This is a genomic window from Shinella sp. JR1-6 (assembly GCF_004284735.1).
Taxonomy (GTDB): domain Bacteria; phylum Pseudomonadota; class Alphaproteobacteria; order Rhizobiales; family Rhizobiaceae; genus Shinella.
In genome coordinates, this window is sequence record NZ_SHMI01000014.1 from 15,819 (window position 1) to 32,791 (window position 16,973).

Sequence of the window (16,973 nt, forward strand, 5' to 3'; positions counted from 1 at the left end):
GCCGATCACCCGGTCAGGCCCGCGGCGACGCTCGGCCGCGCGCGGTCCCGCCGGGAGAAAGAAGATCAGTCACCCCAGCAGTTTTCAAGCCCCCAGGCCGTGTCCTTCGATTCCAGGCCCTCGACGGGCTTGTCCGTGATCAGGAAGGAGCCGGTGTTGACGAAACCGCTCGGCTTCTTGCCGGAGGCTGCGTACTCCACGACAGCATCGACGCCCATGGAAGCCATCTTGTAGGGGAACTGCATGACGGTCGCGGCGATCTTGCCGTCCTTCACGTCGCGCACGCCGGCGCAGCCACCGTCGATCGAGGTGAGCATCACATCGGCTTCCTTGCCGAAGGATTTCAGCGCTGCATAGGCACCGGCCGCAGCCGGTTCGTTGATCGTGTAGACCGCATTGATCTCGCCGTTCTTGGAGAGCAGGTTCTCCATGCCGACCTGACCCTTGTCCTGCGCGCCGTTGGTGATGGCCGCGCCCGCGATCGATGGGTCGCCCTCGGCGATGCCGAAGCCCTTCAGGTAGCCGTCATGGCGGAAGGTATCGACCGTGCCGCCCGGCGTGCCGTCAAGCATGGCGACGACGGCCTTCTTGTCACCCATCGCCTTGCGGGCATAGGCGCCCTGCTGCACGCCGGCCTCGAAATTGTCCGTGGCGAAGGTGGCATCGACGGCGTCGGCCGGATCCGTCGCCGTGTCGAGCGCAATGACCAGAACGCCGGCCTCGCGGGCTTTCTTGATGACGTCGAGCATGCCCGACGAGTTGTTCGGCGTGACCAGGATGCCCTTGGCTCCGGCGCTGATCAGGTCCTCGATCGCGGCGACCTGCCCTTCGTTGTCGCCGTCGAACTTGCCGGCGCGGGCGATCAGCTTGACGCCCTTTTCCGTAGCGCGGGCCTCGGCGGCCTGACGCATCTTGACGAAGAACGGATTGACCTCGGTTTTCGTGACGAGACCGACAATGACCTCCTGGGCGTTTGCGGCACCTGCGCCGAGGGCGAGGCCGAGCGCCAAGGCGGCGGCGGAATATGCGGATGCGCGAATGCGATGAAGCGACATGAAATCCTCCCAGATCCAACGGCGCCGCAGAGCCCTTCCGGCTCTTCTGGCGGGCATGACCTCTCCTCAAAGGCCAAGGGGATTAGGTCATCTCTTTTGGATAAAGTCAAATGCCAATTATGTATCTTTTGTATATTTTTATCCAAAAATAATTTCGTCACACCAACGGGCTGATTTCCAGCCCCCGCAGGGCCCGAAGCCCTGCATGCACCTCATCGCCAGCCGCCAGCCGCTGGTAGATCTCATAGGCCTTCTGATAGCGCCGGGCGTGAGCGGCGCGGGGCAAGACCTGACCGACGCTCTGCGCACCAAACCGCTCCGCGCCTTCGGCGTAAGTGGCAACGGTTCCGGCCGCCACCGCGCCATGGATCACCGCACCGACGGCGGTGGCATTGGCGATTTCAGGCACCTCGACAGGATGGTCGAGCACATCGGCCATGATCTGGATCAGCAGGGGATTGGCCCGGGCGAGACCGCTCGCCATCAGCACGCGCTCGGCCGGCAGCCCGCCGGCGGGAAATAGGTCGTAGATCGCCCGCGCGCCGAAACAGAGGCTTTCCATCAGCGCGAGGTAGATTTCCGCCGCTGTCGTCTCCCGCGTCAGGCCCGCAAGAAGCCCGGAAAGCGCGCCATCCGCATAGGGAACGCGGTTGCCGCCGAGCCAATCGAGCGCGACGAGCCGCCCCGCCACCGGCGGGAGTTCCGCCGCCTCGGCGTTGTAGATGCGAAAGCTGTCCTCTCTGTCCGCCCCACGGGGAAAAGCGCGCACGAACCAGGCAAGCGTGTCGCCGAAACTGGGCTGGCCAGCCTCGTAGCACCAGAGCTGGCGCATGGAGCCGTCGAAGGCGACGCCCTCGATGCCCCGCGGCAAAGGCCGGTAGACGTCGCTGAGATAGAGATAGGCAGCCGAAGTGCCGAGCGCCCCGACGAAGGCGCCGGGCGTCACACCGCCGATCGCCGGCAGCATGACATGGGAATCGATGACCGCGACGGCGACGATTGCCGGCCCTTCGATCCCGGTCAGATCCCGCCATTGCGGCGAAAGCGGCCCGGCGGGCGAACCGACGGGGAGCGGCGTCGCCAGCCGCCGGTCAAGGTCCGCTACAACACCCTGTGGATAGCCGGCCGCGGCGGAAAACTGCGCCTTGTAGGCGGCGAACCCGAGACCGCGGGCCTCCCGTCCCGTCAACTGCCAGGCGAGCCAGTCACCACCCTCGATGAAGCGGTCCGTCTCCGCCCAGAGCATCGGCGCCTCCGCGGCGATCTGAGCCGCTTTCGCCAGCAGCCATTCACCGGAAACCCGCCCGCCGAAATTGGCGAGAAACGGGCCCGGACGGGCATTGATCGCATCGGCATAGGTTTGCGCGTTATGCTTCCACAGCTTGACATAGGCGTGCGGCGCGTCGGGGTGGAGACGTGAGAGCGGCACGCCATCGGTCCGGGCGGGCAGGGGCGAGCTCGCGGTAAAGCCAAGGCCGACCCCCGCGACGGTGCGCCCCCGCCCGAGCCGGGAGAGGATCTCGAAGGCAGCCTCTGTATAATCCTCGGCATTCTGCAGCGCGAAATCCGGTGGCAGCGGCGTTCCGCCCGGCAGCTGCCGTGTCATGATGCCGTGCCGATAGGGATGGACGTGCTGCGCCACCTGTCGCCCACTTTCGACCTCCACCAGCACGCCCCGCGCCGATTCCGATCCGTAGTCCAGTCCGATGAGATAGGTGGTCACGCGGCGCCTCTCCAAACGCTGATGCCCCATATACACAAATACATACATAAATAGCAATCTTATGTATATTATCTTACATAAGTCCGCGCGACAGAAAAACTCCGTGCTTTATCTCATGCACCTTTGTCGCTAAACCGGTCGGGAAACAGGAGTTTTGCATGGCGCGCACGGACGACGGGCACGACAGACCAACGCTTGACGGCGCGGGCGGCATCCTGTCGCTGATCGCCGGCGGCGGTGCTGCTTCGCGGGCCGAGCTTCTCGCCGCTTCGGGCCTCTCCCGCGTGACGGTGACACAGCGGCTCAACGCGCTGCTCGCCAGCGGCCTCGTTCGCGAAACGGAAAAGACCCTGCCGAGCGGCGGCAGACCGACCCGGGTGCTGGCAATCAACGCGGCGGGCGGCTTTCTCCTCGTCGCCAATATCGGCGAAACGCATATCCACCTCGCCGCCATGGACCTGACGCCGTCGATCCTCGCCCAGACGACACTGCCCTTTTCCGTCGCGAGCGGCCCGGAGGCGACACTGGCGCAGATCGGCGACGCTTTCGACGCCCTGGCCTCGGAAGCCAAGGAGACGCACGGCTTCTTTCTCGGCATCAGCCTCAGCCTGCCGACACCCGTCGATTTCAAGCGTGGCTGCGTCGTCGGCCCCTCGGTCCTGCCCGGCTGGGACGAGTTCGACATCATCGGGCACCTCAACACGCGCTTCGACGTGCCCGTTTATGTCGAGAACGACGTGAACCTCATGACGATCTGCGAACACAAACGCCGCTTCCCCACGGTGGACGACATGCTCTTCGTGAAAGTCGGGACGGGCATGGGCAGCGGCATGATTGCCGGCGGGCGGCTGTTTCGCGGAGCGCAGGGCGCGGCCGGCGATATCGGCCACATCCAGTTCCTCTCCGAAGACGCACCGCTCTGCCGCTGCGGCAAATTCGGCTGCGTGGAGGCGCGCGCCGCCGGCTGGGCGATCGCCCGAGACCTCTCGGCTCGCGGTTTTCGCGCCGAGACCGCCCGCGACGTAATCGACCTCGTCGAACAGCGCAAACCCGAGGCCCTGATGCTGCTGCGCGCCGCCGGCCGCACGATTGGCGAAGTCATTTCCGACGTCGTCAGCATCATCAATCCGAGTCTCATCGTAATAGGCGGCACTCTGGCACGCGGCGGAGACCTGATGCTTTCAGGCATCCGCGAGCTCGTCTATCAACGCTGTCTGCCGCTCGCGACCCGCGATCTCTCCATCGTGCTCTCCACCGTGCGCGAGGATGGCGCGCTTTTCGGTGCAGCGCATCTGCTGCTGGACGATCTTTTTGCGCCGGCAAAGGCCGATCGCCTGCTGGAGCGCTACAACACCGTCCGGCAAAGGCCGGCCGCGCGACGGCAATCCGCCTGACAGGCGCCGGCGCCTGAAATCGCTCGCCCCAACTGACCCGACGGATTAAGCCTGAGCCGGACAGACCCGCGGACCGAACGTGACAGGGTTATGCATGAAAGAGATCTCCGTCCCTTCCGCCGGCATTCTGGACGGCGCCGGGTTGCCTGCGCTAACCGTGCGCCTTGCCCTCATCTATGCCGCGGCCGAGTTCCTGATCAGCAGCCCCACATGGTTTTCCATCGGCGACAACCCGATCAAACCCATCCTGGGAAAACTCGTCCTCGAGGTGGTTTTTGTCCTGCTGGCGATCCTTTTCGCCTATCTGCTCAGCCGCATCCGGCGGCAGCCCTACAGCGTGCAGCTTCTCGCGTGCCTGCTCCTCTCGCTTTTCAGCTCCCTCGGCATGTCGCTGCTCGACTACTACCTCTACAGTCTGATCATGCTGCCGGCCGCGACGCCGTTCGATCTCAGGGAATACGGCTATGCGGTCTGCTACCGCATGTCGATCTTCTTCGGCTGGTCGTTTCTCTTCGTCGCGCTGCTCAACCTTATCGACGTGCGCGACCGGGACCTGAAGCTGTTGGCCACGCGGGAGGAAGCTCTCGCCGCACAGATGCGCGCGCTGCACTACCAGATAAACCCACACTTCCTCTTCAACACGCTCAACTCGATTACCGGCCTCGTCGAAGAAGGCGCCTCGCAGCGCGCCGAGCGGATGATCATGTCGCTCTCGGCCTTCCTCCGCTCGACATTGCAGCTCGACCCTTTGCGGGAGTTGCGGCTCGTCGATGAAATGGCCCTTCAGAAGGAGTATCTCGACATCGAGAAGGAGCGGTTCTCAGACCGGATGACCGTCCGCATCGACATTCCGGCCGAACTCAACGACGCCATGGTTCCCAGCCTGATCTTGCAGCCTCTGATCGAAAACGCCGTGAAACATGGCGTCGGCTCCTCGACCGGCAGGGCCGAAATCCATGTCAGCGCGGTCAGGACAGGGCCGATGCTCTGCGTGTCGGTAGAAAACGACGTCGCAGCCGCCGCAACTGGCAAAGTTGGCCTCGGCATCGGCCTTGCCAATGTTGCCCATCGCGTCAAAACCCACTTTCCCGCCGGCGCTTTCCTGGCTGCAGGGCCTGTCGCGCCCGGGCGGTTCCGGGCATCGCTCACAATGCCGTTCAGAACGGGCTGATCCTGCCGGGCATTCCGGCTTGCCGCAGGGCAGGGGGGTCAGCCGCCAGCCCGATAGTCTTCGACAGCGAAACTCAGCTCCGGATCTGCATGAGCGTCCCAGTAGCCCTTCCAGAGGGCCTTGCTGATGGGGCCGACCTGACCGTCACCGACCGGTTGGCCATCAAGCGTGGTGATCGGCATGACGCCGCCGGCAGTCGTGACGAAGAGGATCTCGTCGCACTGGTAGGCGAGTTCCACCGGCACATCGTCGATCGTGTAGGGGTATCCGAGCTTCTCGGCGACCGCGAGCACCGATTTGCGCGTCACGCCTTCCAGCACGCCCTTTCTCGGCGTGTAGAGCTTGCCGTCCTTGATCAGGATGACATTGAAGCCCGAGCCTTCGGTGAGGTTCGCGTCGCCATCGGTCAGGATCGGGTACATCGCGCCGCGATCACGCGCCTCCATCAGGCCGCGGGTGAAATCGCCCCATTGCAGGTTCTTGACGGTCGGGTCGATGGCGCCCGGCGGCACGCGGCGGACCGTGCGGGTGATGACCGCGCTGCCACCGTTCTTCTGCGTCGCCTCGTCCATGACCCAGAGATAGGGCATGACCATGAGATAGCAGAAATTGTCGCACTCCTCGGGCGCATACTGGCGCACGAAGCGCAGGCCGCGGGTCACGATCATCATGACATAGGCATCGCGGATACCGCTCTTGACCGTCATCTCGACGAGCCGATCGCGGATTTCCTCCCGTGACAGAGGGCTCTTGAGGCGCAACTGGGCGCAGCTCTTTTCGAAACGGTCGAGATGATCCTCCAGCCGGAAGAACCGGCCGTTCCAGACGGCCGGCACGTCGTAGGTCAGATCCGAATGCAGGAAACCCTGGTCGAGGATCGGAATGCGTGCCTCGTGCAGCGGGACGTATTCCCCTGCGATATAGGCGATGCCCTTGGCGAATGGATTGTCGCTCGCTTCGAGCGCTTTCACGCGCAGGCGATAGTCGTCGAAAATGTGGTCCGTATAGGACATGATGGCCCTGCCTCGAAAAAGGGGTGACACGCCGGTGCACGCCGCCCACAGGCGGCATGCAGGGTCGGGGCGGCGGCGTTCAGGCGGCGAGCACGCCCGCCGAGACGATGTCGCGGAAGGCGCCGTCCGCGGCCTCGAGTGCCCGGTCGATATCCCCGGGCGTATGGGCGGCACACAGGAACATGTTGTGCTTGGGATGCAGATAGATGCCGCGTCTGAGGGCCGCCAGGCAGAAGGCGTTGGCGATCTTCAGCTCCTGGTCACCGTCGAACAGCACCATCGGCATCTGCACCGGACCGGTCTGCCGCAGCGTGAAGCCGTGCCGGGCAGAAATTTCCGAGAGGCCGGTCCGGAAACGCTCACCCATCGCCTCCGTATGCGCAAGGGCGTCGCTGTCCCGCAGGATCTGGACGGTCTTGACCGCGGCCGCCATGGCAGCAGAGCCGTACCAGAACGAGCCTGTGACGAAGACCTTGCCTGCGCCTTCCCGAAAGCGTTCCGCACCGGCCACGGCGGCAAGCGGCCAGCCGTTGGCGATGGCCTTCGAATAGGCCGCAAGGTCGGGCTTGACCCCGTAGCGCGCCCAGCTGCCCCGAACATCTAGGCGGAAGCCCGCGCGCACGTCATCGAGGATGAGGGCCGCGCCGGTACGGTCGCAGATCTTGCGCGCATGAGCGAGGAAGGCGGCTTGCGGCAGGTGCTGGTCCTTGCCGACATCATGCTGGAAGGCGGTCAGCAGGATAGCCGCCAGATCATCGCCCGCAGCATTGACCGCGGCATCGAGGCTTGCAGCATCGTTATAGTCGAAGACGATGATATGGGCCCGGTCTTCCGCCGTCACGCCGAGCAGCGAAGGTGAGCACCACGGAACGGCGCCGTGATAGGCACCGCGGGCGACGAGAATCTTGCGGCGCCCGGTGGCCGCACGCGCAATGGTGACGCAGGCCGTCGTCGCATCCGTGCCGTTCTTCTGGAAAAGCGTCCAGTCGGCATGATCGAGCGTATCGACGAGCAGTTCGGCCAGCTCCACCATGCTCTCTGTCGGACCATTGCCGACATCGCCCGCATCGATCCGCGCGAGAGCCGCGGCATCCACGTCCCGGTGGCGATAGCCGAGCACGTTCGGCCCCCAGGCGCACATGAAATCGATGTATTCGTTGCCATCCGCATCCCAGACGCGGCAACCGTCCGAGCGCGAGAAGAATTGCGGATAGCCCGGTGCGATCGCCCGGGTCGCCATATGTCCCCACATGCCGTTCGGCACCACGCGCTGGGCGCGTTCGACGAGTTCCGTATCGCGGCTGTTCAGCAGTTTCGCTGTCATCTTGTATGTCCTCCTGGGCGGGAGAAGCATTTCGCCTCTCCCGATGGCTCGGTCAGTTCGTGATTTCGGCGAGCGGCAGGTTGCAGCAGGCGCTGTAGCGAACGCCCTTGACGGTCGGGCTGTGCGCCAGGATGAGGTCGGGGCTGACCATCGGGATGATGATCCGGGCCTTGGCCATCTGCTCACCGGCATCGAACCAGAGTTTTTCCGCCTCCTCGGCCGGCGCGGCGAGCGCCTGTTCACGCAGCTTGCCGGTTTCGGTGCTGATGATCGAGGGATCGGTCGCGCCGCCCGCCCGCTTGGCCCAGACGGAGCCTTCCGACAGGCCGAAGACATCGACATATTGCGAGGTGCCGAAGAAGTCCGGGGCGAAGAAGACGGCGGTCAGCGGAATATGGTCGCCGTTGGCGGCTTCGCGCCAGTTGGCGAAGGGAACCGGCGACAACTCGACCGTTATGCCCACCTTGGCAAGATCCTGCTGGATCTTCTGCATCATCAGCGAAAAATCGACGCCATAGACGTTCATGTCCGGATAGATCGACTTCAGCGTGAAACCGTCACCAATGCCAGCGGCTGCCAGCAGCTCCTTGGCGCGGTCCGGATTGTAGGCAGGGATCTCATGGTTGTCGCCGCCGGGGAAGCCGAGCGGGATGGGCGTTGCGATGGCACGGCCGGCGCCGCCAACGGTAAAGTCGATCAGCGACGTGCGGTCGATGGCGATCGAGATGGCTTCGCGCACCTCGGGCGTCAGCTTGACGGTGTTGGCCTTGGCACCCGGCGACAACGCAATGTAGACAAAGTTGTAGGACGGCACCTTGTCGACCACCACATTGCTGCCTTCGAGCGTCTTGGCGGTTTCCGCGTCGATCTGCATGGCGATATCGGCGGCACCGGACTGCAGCATCTGCGCCTGCGCCACGGCATCCTTGACCTGGCGGAAGACGACCTGCGGGATCGTTGGGGCCTTGCGCCAGTAGTTGTCGTTGCGCTTCAGGCGCAGTTCCGAATTCGGCTCGTAGGATTCGAGGACGAAGGGACCGCTGCCGGCGGAGTTGCTCAGGAACCAGTTTTCCGACGTGTCCTTGTCGACCGCCGTCGCATCCGAGAGCGCGCCGTTGGCGGCGGCGACATCGCTGTTGATGATGCCGAGGAAGCCCGCAGCCGCCTGGTTGAGGAACTCCGAATTCGGCGCGGAGAGGTTCACGATGACCGTCTGCGCGTCGGGAATGTCGATCGAGCTGATGGGGTCGGCGATGAAGGCGCCGTTGCCCTTGATGTTCTTCAGCCGCTCGAACGACCATTTCACATCCTTGGCCTCGACCGGCGTGCCGTCGGAGAACTTTGCGGCCGGATCGAGCTTGAAGGTCAGCTGGGTCTGTTCCTTGTTGATCTCCCAGCTCGAGGCGATCAGCGGCTGCACCTTGTTGTCCTTGTCGAGCGTCACGAGCTGCTCATAGACGGAGGTGTTGTAGATCTGGCAGGTGTCGCACCAGGCGCGAGCCGGATCGAGCGAGTTGACGTCCATGTCACGGGCGATCACCAAAGCGCGCTCTTCGGCCGATGCCAGGTGGGTGGCTCCGCCGAGGATCGTGGCGGAGAGGGCGAGCGAGAGAAAGGCCAGTCTGGATTTCGATGGAAAAAGTCGTTTCATCGGTTGGATACCTCCAGTTTGACGGGCTGCGGATGCCCTGTTCCACTATTTTTCCGCAATTCGAAGCAAAGCGTCCCGCACGTCGGCCACTGTTGCGAGCGCTGCGCGGTTGAGGGCGGCCGAGACCGTGGGGGCGGCAAGCCCACCGGTCACGCGCAGGATTTCGTGGTCGAGACAGTCGAAGAAGCGCTCCTGGATCTCGGCGGCCCAGGTGCCGCCCATCGACAGGCTGCGTGCAGTCTGCTCGGCGATGACGACCCGGCCCGTCTTGTCGATGGATTGGCCGATGCGCTGCCAGTCGATGCCGTGATGGTCGATGTTGCGCAGGTCGATGACCTCAGCATCGATGCCCGCCTCCTCAGCCGCCCGGATCGCGTTCTGCACCATGACGGAGGTCGCAAGAACTGTGCAGGCGCTTCCCGGCCGCACGACGCGCGCCGTGCCGAAGGGAATGAAGAAGTCCCGGTCGCCGGCGGGCACCTCGAACTCCTTCTGGTAGAGTTCGGTGTGCTCGAAGACGACGACGGGGTCGTCGCAGGCCAGCGCCGAATTCATGAGGCCGATATAGTCGAAGGCGTTCGACGGTGTGACGATGCGCCAGCCGGGGAACAGGCCGAAAAGGGCCGAGGGATCGCCGGAATGCTGCGAGCCGTAGCCGGTGTGGGGCGAGATGCGCACGCGCATGACGATCGGAACGGGGAAACCGTCGCCGAACATGTGCCGCACCTTGCCGACACCATTGGCGATCTGGTCGGCCGCGGTGAAGCAGAAATCGCCGAACATGATCTCGACCACCGGTCGCAGGCCGTTAAGCGCCGCGCCGAGGGCAACGCCCGTGAAGCCGTTCTCGGCGATCGACATGGGCAGGACGCGTTCTGGCCAGCGTTCCAGAACGCCCTTGGTGAAGCCGCTGACGCCGCCGCGCATCTGGTGCGCATCCTCGCCCATGACGATGATGCGGGGATCGCGCGCCATCGCGGCAGCCAGCGTCTCGGAGGCGGCAGTAACGAACTTCACCTTCTCGACGGCGTCGGGGCGCATGTCGTCGTGGTCGAGAAAACGCTTTCCGGCAAGCTCGGAAAGGTTGCCCAGAATGCCATGGTCGCGCGTCGCCGGATCCGGCCAGAGGCTGTCGGGAATGCGCAGCGTGTTTCCACCGGGGACCGGTTCGGTCAGCCTTCCGGCCGCGGCGGCGACCCGATCCGTCACCAGCGCGTCGATCTTGGCGAACTCTTCGGGGGAGAGCAGGCCGAGCGCCGTCAGGCGCGCTTCGGCAAGCGCGATCGGATCGCGCGCGCGCCATGCGGCTTCCTCTTCCTTCGTGCGATAGCCGAAGTCGCTGCCGCTGCGGGAGCCGGACTGATGGAAATGGCGATAGCAGAGGGCTTCGACCACCACGGGGCCGCCCGTCTCGCGGATGATGCGGCGTGCCTCCGCCATGGCGCGATGCACGGCAACGACGTCCATGCCATCGCATTCGATCGAGGCGATGCCGAGCATCGCGCCGCGGGACGACAGCCGCGTCTCGCGCGTCACGTCCGAAATGTGCGTGGAGACGCCGTAGAGGTTGTTCTCGATGAAGAAGATCACCGGCAGACCCTGCGCGGCTGCGATGTTCATCGCCTCGTAGCTCGCCCCGTTCTGCGCCGCGCCGTCGCCGAAGAAAGCAACGGAGATATGGTCGCGGCCAAGCATCTTGTCGGCGAGCGCGTAGCCCGCCGCATGGGGCGGGTTGCCGCCGACGATCGCCGAGGTGCCGACGACGCCAGCGCCAGCGAAACGCATATGCATGGAGCCGCCCCGCCCGCCGCAATAGCCAGGGGTCAAACCCATGATCTCCGCCATGAAGCGGTAGATCGCCTCGTCCATGCCGGGCGTGAAGGCGTCCTTGCGGATGTCGAAGCCATCGGGAACCGAGGGATTGAGCAGCTTCAGCAACACCTGATGGTGGGCGCGGTGCGTACCGTTGATCTTGTCGTCGGTACCGAGCGCAGCCATGGCGCCGACCGCACCGGCCTCCTGGCCGATGCTGGCATGGGCCGGGCCGTGGATGAGCCCGGCCTTCTCCAGATCGAGCAGCTTTTCCTCGAACCGGCGGATGAGCAGCATCTGGCCATACCAGTGGACGAGGTCTTTTGCCTGTTCCTCGCTCCAGTCTGCCTCGTCCAGTTCCAGCCGGAACCAGGGCGCGGAGGGGGCGAGCGGTATCTGGCGTGCCATTCGTGTCCTCGGGTCGCAAGGGAGCCGCAGTGGGCTCGATTACCGTTTATGGAAATAAATTCCGATTTCTGTTGAACGGCACACTAAGCTGTGCCAGCCTTTGGATGCAACAGAAATTTTCACAGGCCGCCAAAGAGGAAGAGATGCGATGATCCGGGACGCCGATGTGCTGAACGCGCTGGTTGAGATGGTGCGCCGGTTCGTGCGCGAACGGCTGCTGCCGGCGGAGGCCCGGGTGGAGGAGGAAAACGCCATCCCACCCGAGATCATCGCGGAGATGCGGGCGCTGGGCCTTTTCGGCATGTCCATCCCGGAAGAACACGGCGGACTCGGCCTGACGATGGAGGAAGAGGTGCTCGTCGCTTTCGAGCTCGGGTATGCTTCTCCCGCCTTCCGCTCCGTCATCGGCACGAACAACGGCATCGGCTCGCAGGGCGTCATCGTCGATGGCACGGAAGCACAGAAACAGTACTGGCTGCCGCGCATGGCGACGGGCGAGGCCATCGGCTCCTTCGCCCTCACCGAACCGGACGTCGGCTCGGATGCAGGCGCCGTGAAGACCACGGCACGGCGAGACGGCAACCACTACATCCTCAACGGCACGAAACGCTACATCACGAACGCCCCGGTGGCCGATGTCTTCACCGTCATGGCGCGCACCGGCGGACCAGGACCTGCGGGCGTGACCGCCTTCCTGGTGCCGAAGGACAGCCCCGGCCTCAGCCTCGGCGCCATTGACAGGAAGATGGGGCAGCGCGGCACCCGCACCTGCGACGTCATCTTCGACAATTGCCGCATCCCCGCCGACAGCGTCATCGGTGGCGTGGAAGGCGCTGGCTTCAAGACCGCGATGAAGGTGCTCAACCGCGGCCGCCTGCATATCTCCGCCGTCTGCGTGGGCGCCGCGGAGCGGCTGTGCGACGAGGCCGTGCGGTTCTCGCGCGCGCGGGTGCAGTTCGGCAAGCCGATCGCCGAGCACCAACTCATCCAGGCCATGCTCGCCGACAGTTCCACGGAGGCCTTTGCCGGACGCGCAATGGTGCTGGAAGCAGCGCGGCGGTTCGATGCAGGTGATCGCGTCATCCAGCAGGCTGCAAGCGCGAAACTGTTCTGTTCGGAAATGGTCGGCCGGGTCGCCGACCGTGCAGTGCAGATCCACGGAGGGGCCGGCTACATGCAGGACTATCCGGTCGAGCACTTCTACCGCGACGTCCGGCTGTTCCGGCTCTACGAGGGCACATCACAGATCCAGCAGCTCATCATCGCCCGCGAAATGCTGAACGCCTGAGGCCGGACGATGCAGCGAGCCCTTGGAATCATCGCTGACGACTTTACCGGCGCCCTCATGGTCGCCGGCTATCTGGAAGGCGCCGGTATCCACTGTCCCGTACTGTTCCGTCCCGAGGGCGAAATCCCGCCCGCGGCCGTGGTGATGGCCGGCACGCGGACGCGCACGGTGCCCGTCCCGGAAGCGCTTGCCGAACTGGGCCGCTTCACCGACGCGTTTCTGCAGGCCGGCTGCAGGCGCGTCGCCTACAAGGCCTGCGCCACGTTCGATTCCACCGAAGACGGCAATATCGGCCCGGCGGCGGACTACCTCGCCGATCGTGCAGGCCAGCGGCCGGTGCTGATGAGCGCCGGCTTTCCCCGCTTCGGCACAACGGTCCATCAGGGCTACATGTTCTATCGCGGCCGCCTCGTTTCCGAATCGATCAAGCGCTTCGACCCGCTGACCCCGATGTCCGACCCCGATCTCGTCCGTTTCCTCGGGCGGCAGACGCCGCACCGGATCGCGCTCCTCAACCATGCCGCCCTTCGCAGTGGCACCGATGCGGCACGCACCTCCATCGAGGCTTTCGCGGCCGAGGGAATGGGCCACGTCTTCCTCGATACGACCGATGACGGCGACGTCGAGACTGCGGCCGAGGTCGCCGCATCGATGGACCGCGTCGTCGTCGCCAGCGACCCCCTGATCATCGCCTATGCGACCCGCCTCGGCCGTGCCATGCGGCCAGGCACGATGCCCGCACCGCGGCATGTCGATGGCCCCACGGCCGTGCTTGCCGGAAGCGTCGGGCCGATCGTCCTGGCGCAGCTTGCGGCTTTTTCAGCCGAGCACCCCTGCCTGTCGCTGGATCTGCTCGATCCGGCCGAGGAGGAGGGGCTTGTCTCTACAGCGCTCGACTGGGCCGCGAGGCGGATCGGCACGGCGCCCCTCGCCATTTCGACGGCAACCGGACCGGAAGGTGTCGCCGCGGTACAGGCCGCCTTCGGCCGCGTGGAGGCGGCCCGCCGGGCGGAGCGCATCCTTGGCGCCATCGCGAAGGGATTGTGTGATCGCGGCGTCCGACGGTTTGTCGTCGCGGGCGGAGAAACGTCGGGCGCGGTTGTCGATGCGCTCGGCATTACCGCCGTTCGGGCCCTGCCGGATGGCCCGCTCGGAACCGGCTTCTGCGTCTCCACCGGGCCAGTACCCCTTTCGCTATACCTCAAACCCGGCAAGCTGGGCGCCGACGACATCCTGCTCAGGGCCGTCAAGGCGATGAACCAAGGAAGTGCACGATGACGAACGAAGCGGTAGCGAGGATGGCCCTGGTCGAGGCGAGCCGGCGATCGGTGGCGATCGGCCTCAACAGCGGCACGGTCGGCAATTTCAGTCTGCGACACGGCGAAGGGATGCTGATCACGCCGACAGGCATCGCGCCCGACACCCTTGCGCCCGAGCAGATCGTTACGATGGATCTCGACGGAGCCTGGATCGGCGACTGGCGGCCGTCCTCGGAATGGGCCATTCACGCCAGGCTCTACGCCACGACGAATGCGGGCGCCGTCGTCCACACCCACCCCGATCACTGCGTCGCCCTTGCCGCGCTGCGCCGGGCGATCCCGCTGTTCCACTATATGGTCGCCGGCTTTGGCGGCAGCGAGATACCCTGTGCGGACTACGCCTGCTTCGGCAGTGTCGCGCTTGCGGAAACGGTGGTCGCCGCCATGGGCACGACCTACTCCGCCTGCCTGATGGCCAATCACGGAGCAGTCACGATCGGCCCCGATGTCGGGACCGCTCTGACGCGCGCGGAAAAGCTGGAAACGCTGGCGCGCCAATACGTGCTCGCCCGGTCGATCGGCGAGCCCGTTCTCCTGACGCAGGCGGAACTCGTCGATGTGCGCGCCCGCTACGGCACCTATGGTCAGCAGGCGAAACGCTGACCGTCAGCCGCTTCTGCGGACTTCGCCGAGGATCTTCATTACCAGCGCCGGATATTCGAGATGCGGCATGTGCCCGCACGCATCGACGGCATGCAGGCCGACATTGCCGGGAAGGCCTACCGTGGCACTAAAGGGGAGAATACGGTCCTGCCGGCCGAAGACGATGCGCACCGGCTGGGACAGCCGAGCGAGATCGTCACGGATGGAGATCGACTGTGTTCCATCCGGGAAGAACCGCTCGGCAAAGGCCCCCATCGCCGCCGTCAGGCTCGTGTCGTCACGCTGCTGCACCACCGCCTGCAGGAAGGCCGGCGAGATGACGGCGGCATCGTGCACCAGAAGGTCGAGCCAGGGCTTCAGGCTCTCCCGCTGCCGCGCGCGTAACACGCCCGCAACGAAGGCGCCGTTGATCTCAGGCCCGAGGCCTGCGGGAGAGACAAGGCAGAGACCGTGGATATCCAGCTGCCCGCGGCTTGCCAGCCGCGCCGCCAGCGCCCCGCCGAAGGAATGACCGGCCAGCACGAGCGGGCCGTCATGCTCTGCCGCGACGGTCGCCTCGATGGTTGCCGCCATCCGGTCGAGGTCGTCGGGGATCGCATGCGGCGAGCGGCCGTGCGCGGGAAGGTCGATCGCCAGCGCCGGCCAGTCCGCGCGCGCGCCGGCGAGCATGCCGCGCCAGTTGTTGAGGTCTGCGCTGAAGCCATGGAGAAGCACGACAGGCAGGCCGTCGCCCTTGCGCAGCCAGGTCGCATTCAGCGGCGCAGGACTGCCATCCTTTCGGACCGCGGGCAGAACGGTGGGCATTTCGATTGTCGCAAGCCGGAGAGCATCGCCGATCCTCGCAACGACGTCGGTCTTCTGGACCCGCCCGCCCGGACCGGTACCGGTGAGGCCATCCAGCACGATGCCATGCTCGCGCGCGATGCGGCGGGCGAGGGGGGTGGGGTTGGGGCCTTGCCCGCTTCGCCGCGCGCCCGGCAAGAGAATGGCTCGGCTCGCCTCGGTCACGGCTTCCCCGGTCTCGACTTCCTGTATTTCCATCCCGCCGTAGGCCTCGCCATCGCCATAGATGCGTGCGACATCCGCCCCGACATCCACCTCGATCTCGCTTTCAACAAGGGTGTGAATGACGCCGGACGCAGGGGATTCGACCTCGACGGCGGCCTTGTCGTTGTCGATCTCGAAAAGCACCTGCCCCTGCCGAACGGTTTCGCCCTCTGCAACAAGCCAGCGGGCGATACGGCCGCTCGACATTTCGAGACTGACCTTCGGATAGACGACATGGGTGGGCATTGGGGGATCCCTTGAGGCTTGAGCCTATTCGGCCGAGGTTTTCCAGGTGGGTGGTCGTTGCGAGGTCGGGAACGGATCGGGCTCCCCGGCAAGCCGCGCGCGCAGGCGGCGCGTGAGCCGGAGCAGCCCGGGACCGACGGTTTCCCGGCAATGGTTGCGCGACAGGATATCGACGATCCCGCCGCAGGTGAGGGCGACGAGGGGCGAGCCATCCGTCGGCCGGAAGGCGACGCCGACGGCATTGATGTAACTGTGCCAGCTGCCGAACGCGCTGATGAACCCGTCGCGCCGGTAGTCCTCGATTGCGTTCGTCACAAGACGGTCGAGTTCCTCGGCCTTTTCGGGCTCGGCCACGACCAGTTGCCCGACGACGGACTGGCGAATGTCCGGTTGCATTTCGGCAAGATAGGCAAGGCCCATGGCCGTGCGGTAGATCGGCAGGCGCGAGCCGACATTGAGGCGCAGCGAAACCGGGCTCATGGAGCGGCAATTGGCAAGATAGACCATTTCCAGCCCGTCGCGCGTGCCGAGCGCCACGGCTGCGCCGGTCTGGTCCGCCAGCTCCTGCATCAGGGGCCTTGCCATATGGATGACGGCGCTGGAGCTGAGCGCCGAGTAGCCGAGGGACACCGTCGCGGGCCCGATGCTGTAGCGGCCGAGCATGTCGTCGTAGTGGAGATAGCCGAGGCCGACGAGCGTCGAGGTCAGGCGCGAGACGGTTGCTTTCGGCAAGCCCGTCCGTTCGATAAGGTCCTGGTTGCCGAGCGTGGCGTCGTCGGCGGTGAACGATCGCAGGATTTCCAGCCCGCGTGTCAGCGAAGCGGCGGAATTCCCGCCCTCCGCGCCTTCGCTGCCGTCTGCCGGTTTGGTCCGTTTACGCATGTCTTGCCTTTCGTGTCAGCGCTGCTGGAGCCATAGC

Annotated in this window: 13 protein-coding genes; 5 read left to right on the forward strand and 8 right to left on the reverse strand. The window is 65.3% G+C overall.

Going from position 1 to position 16,973, the window contains the following annotated elements:
* Positions 1–65 precede the first annotated feature (65 nt).
* Both EXZ48_RS21835 and EXZ48_RS21840 read right to left on the reverse strand, forming a co-directional pair.
* Complete coding sequence (locus EXZ48_RS21835) at positions 66–1,055, reverse strand: substrate-binding domain-containing protein (RefSeq protein WP_023512902.1); 990 nt, start codon at positions 1,053–1,055, stop codon at positions 66–68.
* Between the two features lie 157 nt (positions 1,056–1,212).
* Positions 1,213–2,778: an FGGY-family carbohydrate kinase gene (locus EXZ48_RS21840; RefSeq protein WP_245462263.1), complete on the reverse strand. Its 1,566-nt coding sequence runs from the start codon at positions 2,776–2,778 to the stop codon at positions 1,213–1,215.
* 158 nt (positions 2,779–2,936) lie between these two features.
* On the opposite strand from EXZ48_RS21840, the gene EXZ48_RS21845 reads away from it, so the two are divergent.
* The gene (locus EXZ48_RS21845) at positions 2,937–4,172 is read left to right on the forward strand and encodes an ROK family transcriptional regulator (RefSeq protein WP_130518221.1); all 1,236 of its coding nucleotides are present in this window, start codon (positions 2,937–2,939) and stop codon (positions 4,170–4,172) included.
* Between the two features lie 94 nt (positions 4,173–4,266).
* Positions 4,267–5,343, forward strand: coding sequence for a sensor histidine kinase (locus EXZ48_RS21850; RefSeq protein WP_207900464.1), 1,077 nt, complete (start codon positions 4,267–4,269; stop codon positions 5,341–5,343).
* A 38-nt stretch (positions 5,344–5,381) separates the two neighbouring features.
* Here the strand turns inward: EXZ48_RS21850 and EXZ48_RS21855 are convergent, their stop codons facing one another.
* The 4 genes from EXZ48_RS21855 to EXZ48_RS21870 all read right to left on the reverse strand — a co-directional run bounded on the left by EXZ48_RS21855 (position 5,382) and on the right by EXZ48_RS21870 (position 11,551).
* On the reverse strand, positions 5,382–6,356 hold the full coding sequence (locus tag EXZ48_RS21855) for an aminotransferase class IV (protein WP_050745125.1): 975 nt from the start codon (positions 6,354–6,356) through the stop codon (positions 5,382–5,384).
* Positions 6,357–6,435: 79 nt separating this feature from the next.
* Positions 6,436–7,680 carry an aminotransferase class III-fold pyridoxal phosphate-dependent enzyme gene (locus EXZ48_RS21860; protein WP_023515890.1) on the reverse strand — a complete coding sequence of 415 codons (1,245 nt, stop codon included), beginning with the start codon at positions 7,678–7,680 and terminating at the stop codon, positions 6,436–6,438.
* 52 nt (positions 7,681–7,732) lie between these two features.
* Complete coding sequence (locus EXZ48_RS21865) at positions 7,733–9,331, reverse strand: ABC transporter substrate-binding protein (protein WP_130518222.1); 1,599 nt, start codon at positions 9,329–9,331, stop codon at positions 7,733–7,735.
* A gap of 45 nt (positions 9,332–9,376) precedes the next feature.
* Complete coding sequence (locus EXZ48_RS21870; RefSeq protein WP_130518225.1) at positions 9,377–11,551, reverse strand: thiamine pyrophosphate-dependent enzyme; 2,175 nt, start codon at positions 11,549–11,551, stop codon at positions 9,377–9,379.
* A gap of 148 nt (positions 11,552–11,699) precedes the next feature.
* On the opposite strand from EXZ48_RS21870, the gene EXZ48_RS21875 reads away from it, so the two are divergent.
* The 3 genes from EXZ48_RS21875 to EXZ48_RS21885 are packed head-to-tail and all read left to right on the forward strand — an operon-like array spanning position 11,700 to position 14,761.
* Positions 11,700–12,839, forward strand: a complete 1,140-nt coding sequence (locus EXZ48_RS21875; protein WP_130518227.1) for an acyl-CoA dehydrogenase family protein — start codon at positions 11,700–11,702, stop codon at positions 12,837–12,839.
* A gap of 9 nt (positions 12,840–12,848) precedes the next feature.
* Positions 12,849–14,117, forward strand: a complete 1,269-nt coding sequence (locus tag EXZ48_RS21880) for a four-carbon acid sugar kinase family protein (RefSeq protein ID WP_130518229.1) — start codon at positions 12,849–12,851, stop codon at positions 14,115–14,117.
* The gene (locus EXZ48_RS21885; RefSeq protein ID WP_130518231.1) at positions 14,114–14,761 is read left to right on the forward strand and encodes a class II aldolase/adducin family protein; all 648 of its coding nucleotides are present in this window, start codon (positions 14,114–14,116) and stop codon (positions 14,759–14,761) included. The genes EXZ48_RS21880 and EXZ48_RS21885 overlap by 4 nt, the downstream gene beginning before the upstream one ends.
* A gap of 3 nt (positions 14,762–14,764) precedes the next feature.
* Here EXZ48_RS21885 and EXZ48_RS21890 read toward each other — a convergent pair whose 3' ends face one another.
* Together EXZ48_RS21890 and EXZ48_RS21895 are read right to left on the reverse strand one after the other, a co-directional pair.
* Entirely contained in the window at positions 14,765–16,054 is a 1,290-nt protein-coding gene (locus tag EXZ48_RS21890) for an acetoin dehydrogenase dihydrolipoyllysine-residue acetyltransferase subunit (protein WP_130518233.1), read from the reverse strand.
* A 24-nt stretch (positions 16,055–16,078) separates the two neighbouring features.
* Positions 16,079–16,936, reverse strand: coding sequence for an IclR family transcriptional regulator (locus tag EXZ48_RS21895; protein ID WP_130518235.1), 858 nt, complete (start codon positions 16,934–16,936; stop codon positions 16,079–16,081).
* Positions 16,937–16,973 lie beyond the last annotated feature (37 nt).